This is a genomic window from Flavobacterium sp. W22_SRS_FP1 (genome assembly GCF_052113685.1).
Classification (GTDB): Bacteria; Bacteroidota; Bacteroidia; order Flavobacteriales; family Flavobacteriaceae; genus Flavobacterium.
The window spans coordinates 110,250-129,301 of the sequence record NZ_JBGQOE010000003.1 but is presented as its reverse complement, the minus strand read 5'-3'; the positions used below and the strand labels follow the sequence as shown (position 1 = coordinate 129,301).

17 protein-coding genes and 2 tRNA genes are annotated in these 19,052 nt (G+C 35.6%); 4 read left to right on the top strand and 15 right to left on the bottom strand.

The genetic code is table 11. From position 1 onward, the window contains the following. Nucleotides 1–9 precede the first annotated feature (9 nt). Together ACEN2H_RS03145 and pdxA are read right to left on the bottom strand one after the other, a co-directional pair. On the bottom strand, nucleotides 10–561 hold the full coding sequence (locus tag ACEN2H_RS03145) for a YceD family protein (RefSeq protein ID WP_441730318.1): 552 nt from the start codon (nucleotides 559–561) through the stop codon (nucleotides 10–12). Nucleotides 562–645: 84 nt separating this feature from the next. Then, nucleotides 646–1,695, bottom strand: coding sequence for a 4-hydroxythreonine-4-phosphate dehydrogenase PdxA (gene pdxA, locus ACEN2H_RS03140; RefSeq protein WP_441730316.1), 1,050 nt, complete (start codon nucleotides 1,693–1,695; stop codon nucleotides 646–648). 58 nt (nucleotides 1,696–1,753) lie between these two features. Here pdxA and ACEN2H_RS03135 point away from each other — a divergent pair, with 58 nt between their 5' ends. Then, nucleotides 1,754–2,341, top strand: coding sequence for a riboflavin synthase (locus ACEN2H_RS03135; RefSeq protein ID WP_441730314.1), 588 nt, complete (start codon nucleotides 1,754–1,756; stop codon nucleotides 2,339–2,341). Nucleotides 2,342–2,376: 35 nt separating this feature from the next. Here the strand turns inward: ACEN2H_RS03135 and ACEN2H_RS03130 are convergent, their stop codons facing one another. From ACEN2H_RS03130 to ACEN2H_RS03105, 6 genes are all read right to left on the bottom strand, one after another. After that, the gene (locus ACEN2H_RS03130) at nucleotides 2,377–2,628 is read right to left on the bottom strand and encodes a hypothetical protein (RefSeq protein ID WP_441730312.1); all 252 of its coding nucleotides are present in this window, start codon (nucleotides 2,626–2,628) and stop codon (nucleotides 2,377–2,379) included. 188 nt (nucleotides 2,629–2,816) lie between these two features. Continuing rightward, nucleotides 2,817–2,882, bottom strand: a tRNA-Met gene (locus tag ACEN2H_RS03125). A 1,354-nt stretch (nucleotides 2,883–4,236) separates the two neighbouring features. Next, nucleotides 4,237–4,638 carry a hypothetical protein gene (locus ACEN2H_RS03120; RefSeq protein ID WP_441730310.1) on the bottom strand — a complete coding sequence of 134 codons (402 nt, stop codon included), beginning with the start codon at nucleotides 4,636–4,638 and terminating at the stop codon, nucleotides 4,237–4,239. Nucleotides 4,639–4,655: 17 nt separating this feature from the next. After that, nucleotides 4,656–6,467 (bottom strand): hypothetical protein, encoded by a 1,812-nt coding sequence (locus tag ACEN2H_RS03115; protein ID WP_441730309.1) that lies wholly within the window; start codon nucleotides 6,465–6,467, stop codon nucleotides 4,656–4,658. Between the two features lie 9 nt (nucleotides 6,468–6,476). Continuing rightward, nucleotides 6,477–7,091 carry a hypothetical protein gene (locus tag ACEN2H_RS03110; protein ID WP_441730307.1) on the bottom strand — a complete coding sequence of 205 codons (615 nt, stop codon included), beginning with the start codon at nucleotides 7,089–7,091 and terminating at the stop codon, nucleotides 6,477–6,479. Then, nucleotides 7,088–7,588 carry a T9SS type A sorting domain-containing protein gene (locus ACEN2H_RS03105; RefSeq protein ID WP_441730306.1) on the bottom strand — a complete coding sequence of 167 codons (501 nt, stop codon included), beginning with the start codon at nucleotides 7,586–7,588 and terminating at the stop codon, nucleotides 7,088–7,090. Before ACEN2H_RS03105 ends, ACEN2H_RS03110 begins: the two co-directional genes overlap by 4 nt. Before the next feature lie 659 nt (nucleotides 7,589–8,247). On the opposite strand from ACEN2H_RS03105, the gene ACEN2H_RS03100 reads away from it, so the two are divergent. Beyond that, entirely contained in the window at nucleotides 8,248–8,481 is a 234-nt protein-coding gene (locus tag ACEN2H_RS03100) for a hypothetical protein (RefSeq protein WP_441730304.1), read from the top strand. Nucleotides 8,482–8,547: 66 nt separating this feature from the next. Here ACEN2H_RS03100 and ACEN2H_RS03095 read toward each other — a convergent pair whose 3' ends face one another. The 3 genes from ACEN2H_RS03095 to mce all read right to left on the bottom strand — a co-directional run bounded on the left by ACEN2H_RS03095 (nucleotide 8,548) and on the right by mce (nucleotide 10,469). Further along, nucleotides 8,548–9,750, bottom strand: a complete 1,203-nt coding sequence (locus ACEN2H_RS03095; RefSeq protein ID WP_441730302.1) for a phage integrase SAM-like domain-containing protein — start codon at nucleotides 9,748–9,750, stop codon at nucleotides 8,548–8,550. Between the two features lie 101 nt (nucleotides 9,751–9,851). Continuing rightward, nucleotides 9,852–9,925: transfer RNA gene (locus ACEN2H_RS03090), tRNA-Ile, on the bottom strand. Nucleotides 9,926–10,067: 142 nt separating this feature from the next. Continuing rightward, nucleotides 10,068–10,469, bottom strand: coding sequence for a methylmalonyl-CoA epimerase (gene mce / locus ACEN2H_RS03085; RefSeq protein WP_441730300.1), 402 nt, complete (start codon nucleotides 10,467–10,469; stop codon nucleotides 10,068–10,070). Between the two features lie 213 nt (nucleotides 10,470–10,682). Between mce and ACEN2H_RS03080 the strand changes: the two genes are divergently transcribed. Further along, nucleotides 10,683–12,320, top strand: coding sequence for an Ig-like domain-containing protein (locus ACEN2H_RS03080; RefSeq protein WP_441730298.1), 1,638 nt, complete (start codon nucleotides 10,683–10,685; stop codon nucleotides 12,318–12,320). Nucleotides 12,321–12,355: 35 nt separating this feature from the next. Here ACEN2H_RS03080 and ACEN2H_RS03075 read toward each other — a convergent pair whose 3' ends face one another. The 4 genes from ACEN2H_RS03075 to ACEN2H_RS03060 form a co-directional block, all read right to left on the bottom strand. Beyond that, the gene (locus ACEN2H_RS03075; RefSeq protein ID WP_441730296.1) at nucleotides 12,356–13,120 is read right to left on the bottom strand and encodes an amidohydrolase; all 765 of its coding nucleotides are present in this window, start codon (nucleotides 13,118–13,120) and stop codon (nucleotides 12,356–12,358) included. A 633-nt stretch (nucleotides 13,121–13,753) separates the two neighbouring features. Then, a complete protein-coding gene (locus ACEN2H_RS03070; RefSeq protein WP_441730294.1) occupies nucleotides 13,754–14,500 on the bottom strand; it encodes a succinate dehydrogenase/fumarate reductase iron-sulfur subunit in 747 nt (248 codons plus the stop codon). Between the two features lie 83 nt (nucleotides 14,501–14,583). Further along, nucleotides 14,584–16,584, bottom strand: coding sequence for a fumarate reductase/succinate dehydrogenase flavoprotein subunit (locus ACEN2H_RS03065; protein ID WP_441730292.1), 2,001 nt, complete (start codon nucleotides 16,582–16,584; stop codon nucleotides 14,584–14,586). 13 nt (nucleotides 16,585–16,597) lie between these two features. Continuing rightward, nucleotides 16,598–17,263 carry a succinate dehydrogenase cytochrome b subunit gene (locus tag ACEN2H_RS03060; protein ID WP_441730291.1) on the bottom strand — a complete coding sequence of 222 codons (666 nt, stop codon included), beginning with the start codon at nucleotides 17,261–17,263 and terminating at the stop codon, nucleotides 16,598–16,600. A gap of 370 nt (nucleotides 17,264–17,633) precedes the next feature. Here ACEN2H_RS03060 and ACEN2H_RS03055 point away from each other — a divergent pair, with 370 nt between their 5' ends. Continuing rightward, nucleotides 17,634–18,995, top strand: coding sequence for a hydroxymethylglutaryl-CoA synthase family protein (locus tag ACEN2H_RS03055; RefSeq protein WP_441730289.1), 1,362 nt, complete (start codon nucleotides 17,634–17,636; stop codon nucleotides 18,993–18,995). The last annotated feature ends 57 nt before the right edge of the window (nucleotides 18,996–19,052 follow it).

The following is a 19,052-nucleotide window of genomic DNA, read 5'->3' as shown; positions in this document are numbered from 1 at the left end:
TTTACTATATTATTTATCCGTTAATAGTTGCTTTAATTTGTCCCAACGCGGGTCTATATTCTCTTCTTTATTTTCTGTTTCTTCTACTTCTGTTTGTTCTTTCAGTGTCATTTCATTCAGTTTTGTAAGCACTTCAGTTTTTAAACTGCCATCTTTTACTCCTGGATGAACACGCCTTAGAGGGACTGAAAGCACGATCATTTCGTATATGTATTGTGAGATATCTATTTCAAATTCTCCAAAAGGCAGAATAAGCAATTCTTCATTATCACTATTATACACATCACCAAAACGCACTATCAATTTCATCTCACCTTCTATAGACAAGTCAAAATCTTCACTAGTAAGATCACAAGGCACGTTAACTGTCCCTTGGTGCTTGAAAATTAATTCGAGCATCGTACCTTTTTTCTCTAAAACTACATTTACTTTGATATCCGAATTTTCAAATTCATCGTAATCAAAGATTTCAAAGAACGTTTTATTTATTTGATATTCAAAATGATGTTTGCCTAGCTTTAACCCTACAAAAGGAATTAAATATTGTTTAGTTTTATTCATTTCGACACAATTTTACCCCAAACTTCGGGAGTGCAAAGATATAAAATTATTATAAAATTAATAAGCTTATTTATCTTTTTTTCTTTACTGCTGTTTTTCTTTAATTTTAAGCGGTTTTTGGCTAATTTCTGCATGCTGAAACCTTGAGCGATATACATCCAAGGCAAGATATACGGCTTCCTTAAAAGAGTTGTAATCTGCAATCCCTTTCCCAGCGATATCATAAGCGGTGCCGTGATCTGGTGAAGTCCTAATTTTATTTAACCCTGCTGTAAAATTTACGCCATTACCAAATGACAATGTTTTAAAGGGAATCAATCCCTGGTCGTGATACGTTGCTATGACAGCATCATATTTTTCATATTGCCCACTCCCAAAAAAACCATCGGCAGCAAAGGGCCCAAAAACTAAAGTTCCCTTTTCGAATAATTTTTTAAGTACTGGTTTTAATATCGTATCGTCTTCCTTACCAATAACCCCGCCATCACCGCAATGAGGGTTTAAACCCAAGACAGCAATTTTTGGCTTATTAATACTAAAGTCTTGGATTAGCGACTGCTTTACCGTTTCAATTTTTTGCTTGATCAACTCTTCCGTAAGATGCGAAGCGACTTCATTCAAAGGAATATGGTCTGTCAGCAACCCAACCCTCAAATTATCTTGAACCATCAACATTAACGCATTCCCTTCCAATTCTTGATTTAAATAATCCGTATGACCTGGGAACTTAAAAGACTCCGACTGGATATTGTATTTATTTATAGGTGCCGTAACCAAAACGTCTACCAATCCATTTTTTAGTGCCGTAGTAGCTGCTACAAACGATTTCACCGCATACTCGCCAACTTTATCATCGTTAACCCCCAAGTTTATGTCCACACCTTCTCTCCAAAGGTTCAAAACATTAATTTTTCCTGGTAGAATTTGGTCTAGTTTATCAATACCATGCAAAGCGACCGTCGAATCTATATTTTTTTTTATAAATGACATTATTTTTACATTGGCAAAAATAACAGGCGTACACAGCTCTAACATTCGTGAATCCTCAAAAGTTTTCAGTACCACTTCGCTTCCAATACCGTTTAAATCTCCTATTGAAATTCCTACTATAATATTTTCTGCATTTTTCATCATGACCACAAGTTATTTATTGCTAATTTTGAAGTGCAAATTTAGTAAAATAAAATAAGAAATGTTTACAGGAATCATAGAAACCCTTGGTACTATCCAGGAAATACGAAAAGACAAAGACAACCTTCATATCACAGTGGACTCGCCCATAACTGCCGAACTCCAAATTGACCAGAGTGTAGCTCACAATGGCATCTGCTTAACCGTGGTCGCCATAAAGGACACCTCCTATACGGTAACAGCTATTGATGAAACGGTAAGAAAAACAAATCTGGGGAACTGGAAGACTGGCGACAGTATTAATCTTGAAAGAGCGATGAAACTAGGCGATCGGCTCGATGGTCATATGGTACAGGGGCATGTAGATCAGACTGGAACCTGCATTGTAGCAAAAGAAACTGGCGGCAGCTGGCTTTATACTTTTGAATATGACGAAGCACTAAACAACATTACTATTGAAAAAGGCTCAATTACCGTAAACGGGGTAAGCCTAACGGTAGTGGACTCAAAAAAGAATGAATTTAGTGTAGCTATTATCCCATACACATACGAACACACCAACTTCAACAGCTTTAAAGTAGGGACAAAAATAAATCTGGAATTTGACGTAATAGGTAAGTACGTGTCTCGATTGTATGCAAAAAAATAAAATTATGATTTATTATAAAAAGCAAAAAACCCAACTTAGATTGGGTTTTTTGCTTTTAAGTTGTTCTTATAGATAATAAAAGTTCCTAATAATATCGCAACGCTAAATAAAACAAAAATATTCTCATCGACAGGAAGGCCAGGAGGAGGAGGAGGAAAAGAATCATCCATTGCTGCATTATTTTTCCCCATAGGATTAGGCTGTGGCGGATTATTACCAGCAATCACAGAAAACCATCCAATAACTAAGACTGTTAAAATAATGAATCTGTTTGATGCAATTTTCATAATTTTCAAAATTAGCAAAACAATTGTTATAAAAAAATTAATTTAACTTATTTCCTACGAACTGATTAAAAAAATTGACTTCAATATCCTATTTCCTAAAAAACAAAGCGGTTATCAATTCTCGGACAAATGCTATCTTTATATAATTAAAAAAGCCCTTAAAATCATAGATTTTAAGGGCTTTGCTGTGGTCCCACCTGGGCTCGAACCAGGGACCACCTGATTATGAGTCAGGTGCTCTAACCAGCTGAGCTAAGAAGGAAACTGTATATTTTAAAAGTCTTTCACTGATTGTACAAACTATGTGCAAACCAAAACCTGGTTTAAATATATTTGTTATACTACTTCAAATTTATAACTATTTTTTCAAAACAAAAAAGAAAAAAAGAAAGCTCTACAAATTGAGGTAGTGATGAACGAGAATGGAAGGAAGCATTGACTGACTGAAAGTGAAGAATGAACTCTAAATTTGCTGGATTTTTTTATGTTTTAGCAAAATGTTATTGGTAAGACTAACGACCAGCTATACCGCATAAAAATATGGAGTTTACGGAATATTTTTAGAGGAACAAGCTGCGGAGTTGCGGCCATGAACAGCAGCCTAAGGATGAGAGCAGAACGTAGCTTTTGCGAAGTGATGCGAAAGACTTAGAGCGTTTCGTTGGGAGAACAATAAAAGACAGCGTAGCGTTCCTTAATTTAATGCAAAGTGATAACGGAGCAAACCCAACTGCTGGGCATAGGTGCAACCGCTGAAAAAACATAGGGCGAAAGACTAAATACTTCTGAAATGAAGAGAAACGTAGCTTGCGAAGTGTAACTGAGTGAAGATGTATTTTGGATTTATTAGCCCTAACGAACGAAGGAAGTGATTGTGTGAAATGATGAACGAACGGAATAAGAATAATAGCTGCTTATTTTCAAGCTGCTTTTATTTTTATGTAGTGAAGTGATCTTTGGAATGGAAGGAGGCACGACTGACTGGAAAAGCATCATGCAACAAAATGAACGACCAAAGAGAGACCTTTATTTTGCCCTTATTCTTTGTAACGAAGATATTGTTTTTATACTAAACTATAATGTTTAAAAATGCAACATAGCTTGGGTTGATGCAAACACTCTAGCAATAAAGCTCCTGTTTTTTTTCTTAGTATATTTGTTTTAATGAATTAATAAATTTATCTGTAATTAAAATGAGTAAACTTTTATATTTCTTCTTGCTTCGATTTCTTATGGTAGGCTGCAATAAGATGCCTGATGAAGATATTATAGTATAAGATAAGCCTTTTACGACTTTCAACAAACAAATTGATAGTTTATTAATACCACATCAGCAAGTTGTATTTAAATTTATAAGAACTCCTTTTTAACTTAATTTGTTTCTTATGAATACTAAAATGTATGAAGTTAATTAAAATTACTAATTCATGTTAATCCAACCAACATTTGGTGGACTAGAAAGTTTTAACGCCCCCCCCTAAATAACTAAAGTTTGGAAAAAGATTTGCCGTTAAAGGAATCTCTGAACCAGTATCATATAAGTTGTACTATTATTTTAAGTATCTTCATTAATTGTAAAGTTATATTTTATAAGTAATAATGCTATGCCTAAGGCACTACATTAAATTCGATGATGGAAATCGTCCAAGCATAATCTGGATTTACAGCAACTATCCCACCAGTACCAAGTTCCCCTGCATAAATAGCGACAGTATCTCCAGCATTAAGCCAAATAGGGTCGTTATTTACGTATCCATTTCCATTATTAGAATGATTTACTTTCACAATTTTAGCTCCATTAATATTTAATCCAAAAAAGGAGGCATTACTGGCATATGCACCACTAAAAACACCAGTTATTTTCCATATTTTTCCTGTTGGTACCGTGTAAGTTGTTGCAGTGGCTGTTGATGTGCCTGTCTTAGTTACTACTTGATTGAATTGTAAATCACCTTGAGCAAAAATGGTACATGAAAATGCGATAGCTAGTGTTAATAAAATTGTTTTCATTGTATTTGTTTTTAGTATTAAAATCCGTTTGTCGTATAAATTAAAGTATTGGCATTACTACCAGAAGTAGGTACTGTGCCATCTTTTGCTAAAATTACCCAAGCACCGTTCCAAATAAGAGATTTGCCCTCAGTGCTATTATAATAAGCATCGTTAATTGAAGGGGTAATTGGTGCTGCTGTTAACGTACCAAGCCAATTAATAGATATGCCATTCGTTCCTGATGGACCTGATGGACCTTGTGGACCTTGTGGACCAGTAGCGCCGTCAACTCCGTCTATACCGTTAGGTCCTGCAATACCCTGTGGTCCTGTTAAACCCTGGATTCCTTGAATACCTTGAATACCTTGCGTACCATCAATACCATTGGCTCCAATATCACCCTTAATACCTTGTGATCCTGTTGATCCAGTAGGTCCATCCAATCCAATTAGACCCTGCGGTCCTTGAATTCCTTGTGGACCAGTTGCCCCAATGGCTCCTGCCAATCCTGTATCACCTTTTAGTCCCTGGATACCTTGTGTTCCTGTTGCTCCAGTAGGTCCTGTTAGGCCTATTTGTCCTTGTGAACCCGTTGCACCCGTCAACCCAATAGGCCCTTGCGGACCAGCTGCACCAACAGCACCATTTATTCCGTTCAAACCAGCTGAACCTTGTGGTCCAGTTGCTCCAGGTAAACCTGTATCTCCTTTAAGCCCTTGAATGCCTTGCGGTCCTGTTGCTCCTGTTAATCCTGTATCACCTTTTAGTCCTTGAGGGCCTGCTGAACCAGCTAAACCCGTATCACCTGTCAATCCCTGTATTCCTTGAGGTCCAGTTAATCCTGTATCTCCTTTTAGGCCTTGAATTCCTTGTGGTCCTGTTACTCCAGTAGCTCCAGCAGTACCTGCCAAGCCTGTATCACCTTTTAATCCTTGTGGACCCGCAGGTCCAGTCAATCCAATATCTCCTTTTAGTCCTTGAGGACCTGTACCACCAGTTAATCCTATAAGACCTTGTGAGCCTATTAAACCTTGAATTCCTTGTGGTCCAGTCGGTCCTGTTAAACCTTTAGCACCCTGCGTTCCTGTTGCACCTGCTAATCCTATATCGCCTTTTAATCCTTGAATGCCTTGAAGTCCAGTAGATCCTATTAAACCCTGAATACCTTGCGGTCCAGTAGCACCAGTATCACCTTTTGGCCCTTGAGGCCCTATTGCACCTGTAAAACCCTGAATACCTTGAGGTCCAGTTGCTCCAGCTATACCAGTTAATCCTATATCTCCTTGTGGCCCATTAGGTCCTATCAAACCGATGTCTCCTTTTAGACCTTGAATTCCTTGAGGCCCTGTTAATCCCGTTAAACCTTGAATCCCTTGTGAACCTGTTGCTCCAGATGGTCCAGCGACACCTGGCATACCTGCATTGGCAGCATACATTGCATAAGGAACAGCCGTAAAAGGTTGATTGCTAATTTCTGTGAAAAAGGAGCAGGTTCCTTGTAAATCTAACTCAACAATTAATTTTTTTGGAGTTCCATTCCAAACAATTCCACTAAATGAGCTGGCAGTTCCTCCTGATGGAACGCCAGTTCCAATGACAACATTCACCATTCCAAATTCATCCGTTGTAGTGGTTAAGTTTTCTTGATACTCTATTTGTGAAGCTCCTGCCATTATCTTAAACTGCAAACAGATTAATTTGTTTATAAGCGGAGTTCTGTCATTGTTATAACCAGGAATACGTTCTCCTATAGGATTTAGAATGACCGCTTGATAAGTTATTCCACTGGTTTGAGAATATAGAAAGGAACTACAAAGTAGTAAGAAATAAAAGTATTTTTTTTTCATGATTGTAGATTATTGCATATTGAAATGAATTCCGAATTGTAACTGACTATTGTTAAAAGATAATTTCTCGCTAGTACTATTGGTTACATTAAAGCTTTTAGAAAAGTTATAACCAAAACTTAAATAGCCATCTTGTAAAATGTTATATCTAGTTTGGAATCCTAAAAAAGGTTGAACAATTACACCAGAGAATTCTTTTTGTGACATTAGGTCAAGGTAAGTACCATTGCGAATTTGCTTTCCATACACTAGTGTAGCAATAGTAATACCTCCACTAATACCGATATCAAAACTTCTCCTATCAAATAATGAATAGGATATAGAATTTTTTACTCCTAAATATTGTGAATTCCATGAATAAGAATTGACGTTATTTCCTCCAATAGCATTGTAATCGTTTAAATTTAATCCTATAGCATAACTGATTTTTTCATTAGCTAATGGTATCGCATAACCCATTTCATAAAAAACTCCACTACCTTTTTGTAATTCAGGATTTGAAAAACCTGCATTATCTTTGTAATCATAATTGGTATAATTCTTTCCTGAATAAAAATAAATTTCTTGTGAATGTAAGTTCTGTAATGCACCTAAAATCACCATTAGCAGTATTTTTTTTTTCATTGTTTTTTTAAGATTTGAGTATAATAAGTATAGTTTTCAGCAGTTAGTTTTACCAGATAATTGCTTGATGCAATAGATTCTAAATCAATTGTTAGAATATTATTATTTGCTCTTTTTTCTTGTTGAAAAATTAATCTACCTCTAACATCAAAAATTGCAATTTGAATTTTGTCTGTAATTTGTTTAGAAAACTGAAAATTTATTCTTGAAATAAAAGGATTAGGAAACGTTATGGTTGAAATATTGGTTTCAATATTTTTTGCAACTATTTTCTTCCAATTACTTTGCTGAAAACCTTGCCCAACTGTATAGCCATTTTTAAAGTTACCAATAGCGCTTTGCTGCCCTATAGTTTGACTTATTAGCACTCCGTTACTCATTACAACGCTTTTACCTTGTGAGGACAGCATTTGGTGGTGAAGATCTTGGCTAAACCCCGAAATACTGATTAATAATAAAATAACATACTTCATAACTATTTGATAATTTACAAACATACTGAAAACAGATAATTTAAATAGCCCATAAGCTGCCCATAATTATTTCAAAACATAATTTATTTCAAAACACTTATTTATTATTAAAGATTCTATTTCACACTTAAAAAAAATACACGGTTTTTTAACATTTAGTCAAAATGTTTTTTAAATCAGCCTTCATAGGGAGGGCTATCGAACTTGAAAATAACACTAGGGGGTTTTGACTGGGATGCGTATTAAAATTTACGTACACATCAAAATAACCAAACTAGTTAAAAAATTTTTGGATAATAATTTATTAAATGATGTATTGAAAATACTCCAAATAACCAACTTAAAGCTATATTAATAGTATATGGCTCCCAAATATAGTTTTTGGTTTTGAAGGATGATTTAGGGGGTGTTGTGAATACAGCTCATCATTTGTGTGTAAGTTTTTATTTGAAGAATATTTTGTCCCATTTGTCACATATGTGTTGAAAACAGCCCCATTTTGTTTATAAATTGAAGGTTCAAAAATTGTATGCTTAAAAAATTGGCATTACCTTTGGGCTTCCCATAACATATAGATATACAACAAGATGAGTAGAAGATTAGATGACTTTTGTATCTCTAGTAGGCTTAGGATTCAAGATAGCATTAAACTAGATAACGCTTACATATCTATCCAGAAGCTAATGGATACTGACCCTGTTAAACTGTGGAACTTAATACACTCTAGAGGCAGTAAAATTCGTCTTGTAAGCACTGATCATTACAAATTGAAGCAAGTAATATCTAAAGTAGCACCAGAACTTATAGCTATCAATAAAGTAAATGGTGAGCTTCACAAGAATAAGATGAAACTTTCTAAAGCAATCTCATCTGGTACTATTGGTACTGATAAGAGCTCCTACAAAAGACTTAATTAATCTCGTTCTCCTGTAGAAGCATAATCAATTAATACTTTTTAATACATTCTTTTATAAGATACAGAGTTACATTTTAATCACATGCTGATGCATTGCATCAAGCACTTCTACTTCAAATGCATCTAAGTATATGTTAGTGATCTTATTCCCATACTCATGCCCGAGTGATTCTGCTATAAGCTCGTTAGAATAGCCCATTCGCTTAGCTATGGTGGCAAATGAATGTCTACTTGAATAAGTTGTTACAGGAGAACCTAGATCAACCTCTGCAGATAATCGCTTCAAATATTTATTTGTGGTCTTGATGCATTGATGAATGATTTTTTTAGCCCTAATACTGTTTTCTGTCACTCCAAATGGAATAATCGGCAGTAGATAATCACTTCCTGAAATATGCATCTGATTTATTATAGATTCTGCCTCAGGAAACAACTTCACACTGTAGTTTTTGTGGGTTTTTCTTCTCTTGTATTCAATTGTACCGTCGACGATGTTTGAGTACTTTAAATAGGCTAAATCGGTGAAAGAAATCCCACGAAGATAGAAGCTCAGCATGAAATAATTTAGCGCCCTCCAAGAGGTTGAATTCTTCTCTACGTGAATTCCTAAAAGCTTGGCAATATCATCTTTTAAAATAGCTCTTTTTACTGTCTTTTCACTCTTGATACTGATATCATGGAATGGATATAATGACCTGTCAACCACTTTCATCTTAATTGCCTTATTGTAGATAGCTCTAATTGATCTGAAATAGTTTGACACACTATTGATTTTAAGTCCTGAGGTGGTTAAATGATGACTAAACTGGTCTAAGAGCTTGTAATTAACTTCAAGAAAGGTAACATCTTTCTCACAATAAGCGATAAGTCTGTTAACTGCTGTTTGGTAGACCATTGCATTACCAACCCTGTTAGCTTCCATCATTTGTTGAATGATTTTATCAGCAAATACTTGGAATGTTTCAGGAGCTTCATCTTGAGGCTTCCCAGAGAACATCGCTTTGAGCTTCTCAATAGAGAATTCATCATCTAATGAGAGAACAGCTTGTTCGATTTTAAAGAAGTCCTTGGAGAGTTTGATGTTAAGAAGCTTGGAATTTGGGTGTGCCTTTCCCACTTGCCCTTTTTTTTCATCCCAATAATGCTGTTGAAGGGAAATACCTGAATTAATGGTGTAAACTTTCTTAAAATCAATGATTCTAAAGATGATGTTAAATGTTCCATCAGATTTTGCTCTACGAATGTCTAAGAGCGTTTTAATGTTTGCCATAAAGGATAAATTATGGTCTTGGAATACAATTTTGCGCAAACTATGTGCAAACTATTTAAACAAAAAAGACCTCACTTGAATGTGAAGTCTTTTTTTAGTAGTGGTCCCACCTGGGCTCGAACCAGGGACCACCTGATTATGAGTCAGGTGCTCTAACCAGCTGAGCTATAGGACCGGTTTAGAGTTTGCAATATTAATACTATTTTTCGTTTACTGCAAATATTTTTACCTCATATTCATAGTTAATTGCAATTACAAACCACTTGATGTCGAAAACGGCTGATTATTAGATTTATAAAAATTTTCGAACAAATAAATTAATTTATTTCCTGGCATAATTCTATTAAAACCCCATTTGTACTTTTTGGATGCAGAAAAGCCACCAGTTTGTTATCCGCACCTTTTTTAGGTGTTTCATTCAAGACGACGAAGCCTTCTTTCTGCAAACGCGCGATTTCTGACACAATATCCTCTACAGCAAAAGCGATATGATGAACACCCTCTCCTTTTTTTTCTATAAACTTAGCAATGGGACTCTCAGGGCTTGTGGCTGCCAAAAGTTCTATTTTATTTGGTCCGCTTTTAAAAAACGAAGTCGACACCCCTTCACTCTCCACCTCTTCACACTTGTAGGCTGGCGCACCAAACAATTTTTCGAAAATTAAATTTGAAACGGCTAAGTCTTTAACGGCGATCCCTACGTGCTCTATTTTTTTCATTATTTAATACTTTTATTAAAATTTAGTCCAAAGAACCTATTAATCATGAGTCTTGTACCCCAACTTCCTGTTGTTGTAAATCTACATATTAAAATCTAAAAAATAAGAAGACTCGCAAAAACTAGACTAATTACACGAGCATAATAAATCTATAAAAAATTTCAATTCCATTAATTATAATTGTTATTTTGTAAACTCTAATACAAATTTGATATGTTGAAAAACGATTTAAAATACATTCTCTTACTGACACTTTTAATTGTGGTAGGCTGTGCCAAAAGAGGAACGATTACTGGAGGTTTGAAAGATAGCATTGCTCCCGTATTAAAAATGAGCTTCCCAAAAAACTTCAGCACAAACTTTAAGGAAAATGAAATTAAATTAGTCTTCGATGAAAATATTAAGCTCAAAAATTTAAATAAACAATTGGTCATTTCTCCTCCTATGAAGAATGAGCCGCTAATAGCGCCGACATCTGCAACTAAATATCTTACGATAAAAATAAAGGATACTTTACTACCCAATACCACCTATAGTTTCAACTTTGGCCAAAGTATAGCCGATAATAACGAAGGTAACCCTTTTAATCAGTTCAAATATGTCTTTTCGACTGGAGAGTATATTGATTCACTGACTTTGGGTGGAAAAATAAAAGATGCGTACAGTAAAGAAGTGGAATCTTTCGTTTCCGTGATGCTTTATGAGGCCAATGACGCATTTAATGACTCCATCGTTTATAAAGAATCCCCAAGGTATATTACGAATACACTTGACAGTATGAAAACTTTCAAATTAGAGAATTTAAAAGCAGGAAAGTACCTTCTTGTGGCTATGAAAGATAAAAACAGCAACAATAAATTCAATCCTAGAGAAGATAAAATCGGATTTATCAAGGACTATATTACAATCCCTACCGACACCACCTACGAATTGAGCCTGTTTAAGGAGACATCCGCTTTTAAAGGATACAGACCTATTCAAGCATCCGGAAATCGACTTTTGATGGGTTATGAAGGCAATATGAAACAGGCAAGTTCGAGACCTAAAATAGCTTTAAAAAACAATAGTGAAACCTTGGCTACTATTGTAACACAGTTCCCTAAAAAAGATTCACTCCAAATATGGTACAAGCCTTTGAAGGTCGATTCTCTGGCATTAGAAGTAACTAAAAACAAATACTCAGCTAATTTCGTGTTGAAAATTAAAGAACAGAAAAAAGACAGTTTGAACATCTCTGCTTTATCTACTGGTACTTTAAATTTCAGAGATCGATTTACCTTAGAATCTGCCACTCCTTTGGTTAGTTTTGATAACACAAAAATAAAATTGACAGCAAACGATTCTATTCCAGTAGCCTTTACCTCCGAATATGATGACTTTAACCAAAAATTGTTTTTTGATTTCAAGAAAGAACCTTCCGAAAAATACAGCTTCACTATTTTACCAGGTGCATTAACTGACTTTTATGAAAAATCAAATGACACTTTGACCTATAAAGTGAATACGAAAAGCACTGCAGAATACGGCAATCTAAGGGTGATACTACAAAACGTTAAAAGCTTCCCTGTTATTGTTGAATTGACGAATCCCAAAGGAGACCTGATTGCAAGCGAATATTCTGAAAGCAATTCCACCGTGGACTTTAATTTACTAGAACCCGCGCAATTTACATTGCGTCTTATTTATGACGAAAACAAAAATAAGGCTTATGATTCCGGCAGTTATTTAGAAAAACGATATGCCGAAGAAGTCATTTATTTCTCGAAAGAAATAGACGTACGGGCAAACTGGGATGTGGAACAAGTTTTTGATGTGAGCCTTCCTTATACTCCAGAACCCAAAAAGAAATAGGAAAAAGAGAAAAAGAAAGGGCTTTAGAATAGCGCTTAGAGTATTTCAAAAGCATCTCTATCACTCAAAAAGTCTAATTTTGATCGCGTTTGCATCATTTTTTCTTTATTTAATTCAACAAAGAAAACACCTTCCGATTCTTGTGGTTCCAAGATAGATTCACCCAGAAAATCTACTGCTTGAGAATGTCCTACATATTCATAACCATTAGAATCTTTCCCAATCCTATTTACGCCAATAGTGTAACTCATGTTTTCGATAGCACGCGCAGCAAGTAAGGTATCCCAAGCTTTAATTCTTGTTTTGGGCCAGCTTGCCACATACAGTAACAAGTCGTAATTCTCTACATTCCGAGAGAGAACTGGGAATCGTAAGTCATAACAAACGAAAGGACAGATCTTCCAACCTAGGTAGTCTACAATCAATTTCTGAATGCCTCTTGAATAAACTTTGTCTTCGCCGGCTAGCGTAAACAAATGCCTTTTATCATAATGCTCAATTTTGCCTGACGGAAAAACAAATAACATGCGATTGTAAAAATTTGAATTTTCTTCAATTACTACACTTCCTGTAATGGCTGTATTTTTAGCTTTCGCCAAAGATTGCATCCAGACTACCGTTTTGCCTTCCATAGTCTCGGCAACTGCTGATGGGTTCATCGTAAAGCCGGTAGTAAACATTTCAGGAAGCACAATTAGATTTACTTCCTCAGTAATTGAATTGATTTTTTCTTCAAAATACGTTCTGTTTGCTTCTGGGTTTTCCCAAACTAAGGCGGATTGAATTAAGGCTACTTTCATTTTATAAAATTACTAAAAATATGGCAAACAGATGATGGGGTGTTATTTTGAATTACTCTGCTTTAAAACGGAACGCAAATGAGACGGATTAAGCGAATTAAATAAAAACTTTACCCAAATTTTAAGATTTATTCGTCGAATTATTTTCAGGAACGGATTGAAGATTCCGGGGAATCGGGATAAATAGAAACAAAAAACCCTAACCTTTTCCGTTCGTAAAATAATTTTAATATTGGTTGTTTTTAACGACGCAAATCCAATCAAAAAATCAAGTATTTGAAATCAACAAAATACATCTATATTCTTTATTCTTAGCTCTTCATTTCTCTCAAGTGATGAATAGCAGTCAATTACATAAAATTACGGATTTATTTATCATTTCGGCCATCGGCTAAAATCATAAAAGAGAGTAAATAGTGTAAGTCTCATTTTTCTATTTTCTATGCTCTAAACTCTTTCTCTAGGATGAGGGATAGCAGTGAAAACCCTTTTATGAAATGAAATGGAATAAAAGATTGCAACGCATAGCCCGACCGGAGCTTTTGCGCAGGGCAGCCCAAAAACAAAAAACGCATCCAAGTGAATGAATGCGTTTTTTAAAACTATCTATTTCGCCATTTGGCTAAAATGTTCTTATCCTTTCATACTTGCAGAAAGATATTCTCTGTTCATACGTGCGATGTTCTCTAAAGAAATTCCTTTAGGACATTCCACCTCACATGCTCCAGTATTAGTACAGTTACCAAAACCTTCAGCATCCATCTGGTGTACCATGTTTAATACACGATCAGTCGCCTCGATTCTTCCTTGCGGCAATAAAGCATACTGAGATACTTTTGCAGCTACGAATAGCATGGCTGATGAGTTTTTACAAGAAGCAACACAAGCACCACAACCAATACAAGTCGCCGCATCAAACGCATCATCTGCATCTTGCTTATTAATTGGAATCGTGTTTGCATCGATTGTATTTCCTGAAGTGTTTACAGATATAAATCCTCCAGCGTGTTGAATTCTATCAAAAGCACTTCTGTCAACAACTAAATCTTTTACTACAGGAAAAGCACCTGCACGAAATGGCTCAATAGTGATTGTATCCCCGTCCTTGAACATGCGCATGTGCAGTTGGCAAGTGGTTACTTTTCTATCAGGTCCGTGCGCTTCACCATTAATATATAAAGAACACATTCCGCAAATTCCTTCGCGACAATCGTGGTCAAACGCTACTGGTTCTCCCCCTTTATTCATCAAGTCTTGATTAAATACGTCAAGCATTTCAAGGAACGACATATCTGGCTCAATTCCGTCGATTTGATAGTCGACCATTGCTCCTTTATCTTGGGCGTTTTTCTGACGCCATATTTTTAATGTAAGTTTCATCTTTTTAAATTTGAAAGTCTTTAAGTCGAAGGTCAAAAGTCCAATTTTATTGAGACTCCTAACTTTTAACTTTCGACAAATTACTATTTATAACTACGAGTTACTAATTTAACATTATCGAAAATTAATTCTTCTTTATGTAGAACGGCATCACTTGGTTTCCCTTTGTATTCCCATGCGGCTACATAAGCGAAGTTCTCGTCATCACGCTGTGCTTCACCATCGGCAGATTGATATTCCTCACGGAAGTGACCTCCACAAGATTCATTACGGTGTAACGCATCTTTTGCGAACAATTCTCCCAACTCTAAGAAATCGGCAACGCGAGTGGCCTTTTCCAATTCTTGATTGAATCCTTTATCAGTTCCTGGAACTCTAACATCTTTATAAAACTCTTCGCGTAACGCTGCAATTTCTGTGATCGCTTCATTAAGACCTTTAGCGTTTCTAGCCATTCCAACTTTGTCCCACATAATTTTACCCAATCTTCTATGGAAGTGGTCAACAGATTGTGTTCCGTTATTGTTCATGAATTTTTCAATCTGGTCCTTCACTCCTTTTTCAGCGGCAGCGAATTCTGGCGAGTCGGTAGAGATTGGTCCCATTTTAATATCAGGTGATAAATAATCTCCAATAGTATAAGGCAATACAAAATATCCATCAGCTAAACCTTGCATTAAAGCAGAGGCACCTAAGCGATTTGCACCGTGATCCGAAAAGTTTGATTCCCCGATAGAGAAACATCCAGGAATAGTAGTCTGCAAGTTATAATCAACCCAAGTTCCACCCATTGTGTAGTGTACTGCAGGATAAATCATCATAGGAGTTACATATGGATTTTCATCTACAATTTTCTCATACATCTGAAATAAGTTACCGTATTTATTGGCAACCACATCAGTACCTAATTTGACAATTACTTCAGCATCCTTTTCATCTAATCCCTTTATGTGTGCTTGTTCTTTTCCGTAACGTTGAATTGCCGCAGCAAAGTCCAAGTATACAGCTTCGCCTGTTTTATTCACTCCAAAACCAGCATCGCATCTTTCTTTGGAAGCACGAGAAGCTACATCACGAGGAACAAGATTCCCAAATGCAGGATATCTTCTTTCTAAATAATAATCTCTATCGGCTTCAACAATTTGAGTTGGTTTTAATTTCCCTTCACGAATCGCTTTAGCATCTTCTAGTTTTGCTGGTACCCATATACGACCATCATTTCTTAAAGACTCAGACATCAAGGTTAATTTTGCCTGATGATCTCCAGAAACTGGAATACATGTTGGGTGAATTTGCGTATAACAAGGGTTCGCAAAAAAGGCTCCTTTTTTATGTATTTTCCAAGCTGCAGTAGCATTAGATCCCATTGCATTGGTAGATAAAAAGAAAACGTTTCCATATCCTCCAGAAGCAATAACAACAGCGTGAGCTGAATGTCTTTCGATTTCACCTGTAACTAAATTACGAGCTATAATACCTCTTGCTTTTCCGTCCACGATTACTAGATCTAGCATCTCGTGACGCTTGTGCATTGTTATTTTACCACGTCCTATTTGGCGATTCATTGCTGAATACGCACCTAGCAACAATTGTTGTCCTGTTTGTCCTTTAGCGTAAAAAGTACGCGATACTAAAGTTCCTCCAAAAGAACGGTTATCTAGTAACCCTCCATATTCACGTGCAAAAGGCACACCTTGCGCTACGCACTGATCAATAATATTAGTAGAAACTTCAGCCAAACGATGAACGTTTGCTTCACGAGAGCGGTAATCTCCACCTTTTACGGTATCATAAAATAATCTGAATACAGAATCACCGTCTCCTTGATAGTTTTTTGCCGCATTGATCCCTCCTTGTGCAGCAATAGAGTGTGCACGACGAGGTGAATCTTGAAAGCAAAAAGCTTTTACGTTATATCCTAATTCTGCTAATGTTGCAGCAGCAGAACCTCCAGCTAATCCTGTTCCAACAACGATAACATCTAAATTACGCTTGTTTGCAGGGTTAACTAAATTAATATGATCTTTATAATTTGTCCATTTGTCCGAAATTGAACCGCTTGGAATTTTTGAATCTAATGCCATTGATAATTGAATATTAATGATTGAAATAATGAAATAATGCAATAAAAATAAACCCAAAAGGAACTACAAATGCGAAAGCTAATCCGAAATTTTTCAGTCCTTTAGAATATTTATTATTGAAACCTACCGATTGAAAAGAAGAACTAAACCCATGCTTCAAGTGCAACGATAACAACACAAAAGCTAAGCTATACAATCCTGTACGAACTGGACTTTCAAACTTTTCAGCTAATTCATGAAAATACCTAGTTTCGTCAAGTGGATTAAACGCTACATACTTATACACCATTTCCGGAACCCAGAAATCATAAAAGTGCAGACCTAAAAACGCCAAAATCACTGAACCGGAAATAATCATATTTCTTGACGCCCAAGAAGAGTTTGCAGCACCATTGTTTTTTGCATAAGCGATTGGTCTTGCTTTTTTGTTTTTAATATCCAAAACAAAGCCCATTATAAAGTGAAAAACAACTCCAACGATCAAAATTGGTTGAATTACAAATTGAACTAAGGGATTATTCCCCATAAAATGCGAAATAGAATTGAATACGTCGGCGCTAAACACCGAGGTCATATTGATAAAGAAGTGCTGTGCTAGAAACAACATCAGAAAAAGTCCTGAAAGCGCCATAGCAACTTTTTTAGCTATTGACGACTTCAATAATGCAGATTGTGCCATAAGATTTGAGTAATTTGTTTTAAAATATACCACAAAAATAAACCAAATAGACATTAACTACAACCATTTCGCTGTTATTTATAATGATTTTAAAGTGTTTTAACCACAAAGCTAATAAATCACTAAAAACTCAGTATTAAATCATTATCCTCCGGCAAGTTACTTAAACACATAATAAAAAAGTCTTAAATAAGAATTTAGACAATGAGCAATATCAACATCGCAAAAAGAGTTAGAATTAGCAATACCATAATTATACTTACTATTTCCCTCCGAATTAACAAAAACACAAAAAAGAGACGTTTTGTTAGTTTAAAAAATTGCTTTATACCCAAGTGATTTTAACTTTACAGGCTAAAATGAATTCAATATGAAAATAGGAATTGACTGCATCTCTTTTGACGTTGCCAAAATACATTTACCCATTACAACTTTGGCGAAAGCCAGAAACATTGAACCCGAAAAGCTAGAAAAAGGCCTCGGACTATTAAAAATGACTTTAGCCGATTCTCACCAAGACCCGGTGGTTTTTGGAGCAAATGCATTGACAAAACTAATCCAAGATAACAACATTGATCTGAACGAAATCGCACGTATATATGTCGGAACAGAAAGTAGTGTTGACAGTTCAAAACCCATAAGCTCCTTTTTAGTTGGTTTAATGGAGCAGAAATTCGGAGAAAACTGCTTGTCTGAATGTGACGTAGTCGATTTTACTTTTGCCTGTATTGGAGGCGTTGATGCCATGCAAAATTGCATCGATTACATAAAATTAAATCCTACAAAAAAAGCGATTGTCGTCACTACAGACTTAGCAAAATACGATTTAAACTCAACCGGAGAATACACACAAGGCGCTGGAGCGTTAGCGACGCTCATTACCGCGAACCCCAGAATTATTGCTTTTGACAACAATTGGGCGACAAGTACAAAAGGCGTTTTTGACTTTTTCAAACCATCCAGAACAATCTCAAAAAAAGCTATTACCGGAAAAGATACTAACGAACCTTGGTTTGATAATTTAGAATCCGAGATTGAAATTCACAAAGAGCAACCCGTTTTTGATGGCCAATATTCGAATCAATGTTATATGGAAAGAACTCGGAATGCCTATTTTTCATTCAAAAAACTAAAGCAAACGAACGAAACCATTTATAATTCCTGGAAAAGTATCATCATGCATTTGCCTTATGCTTTTCAGGGCCGCAGAATGCTATCTGAAATTTACGCATTAGATTCGGAAACAAAAATAATCATAGGAAATGAAGATGCCACTGAGTACCAAAATAAGCTTAAAGCAATCAGCAAATCTGACGAATATATAAATTTTGTAGCTGAAAAATTAGTACCTGCGGAACTGGCCTCTTCCTTGATAGGGAATTTATACACAGGCTCTATCTTTATGGGATTACTATCTACTTTAGCTCATTTTCATGGTACTAACCAAGAGATAGCTAACTTTAAATTTGGATTCTTAGCTTATGGTAGCGGTTCTAAATCAAAAGTTTTCGAAGGTACTATTCAAGATAATTGGAAAGAAGCGGTAGCTAAATGCAGTTTATTTGAAACTTTAAAAAGTAGTTTTGAAATTGATTTTGAAACCTACGAAAAGTTGCATAAAAAAGAGTATAATCAAAGTATCCGAACTCCACAAAATGAATGGGTTTTAGACCGAATAGAAACTGAAATTTCAAACCTATTAGGCGCACGATACTACAAATGGATTGACTAAAAACAGAAAAACCTCGATTGTAATAAGTATCAACCGAGGTTTTTTCTTTAAAATAAG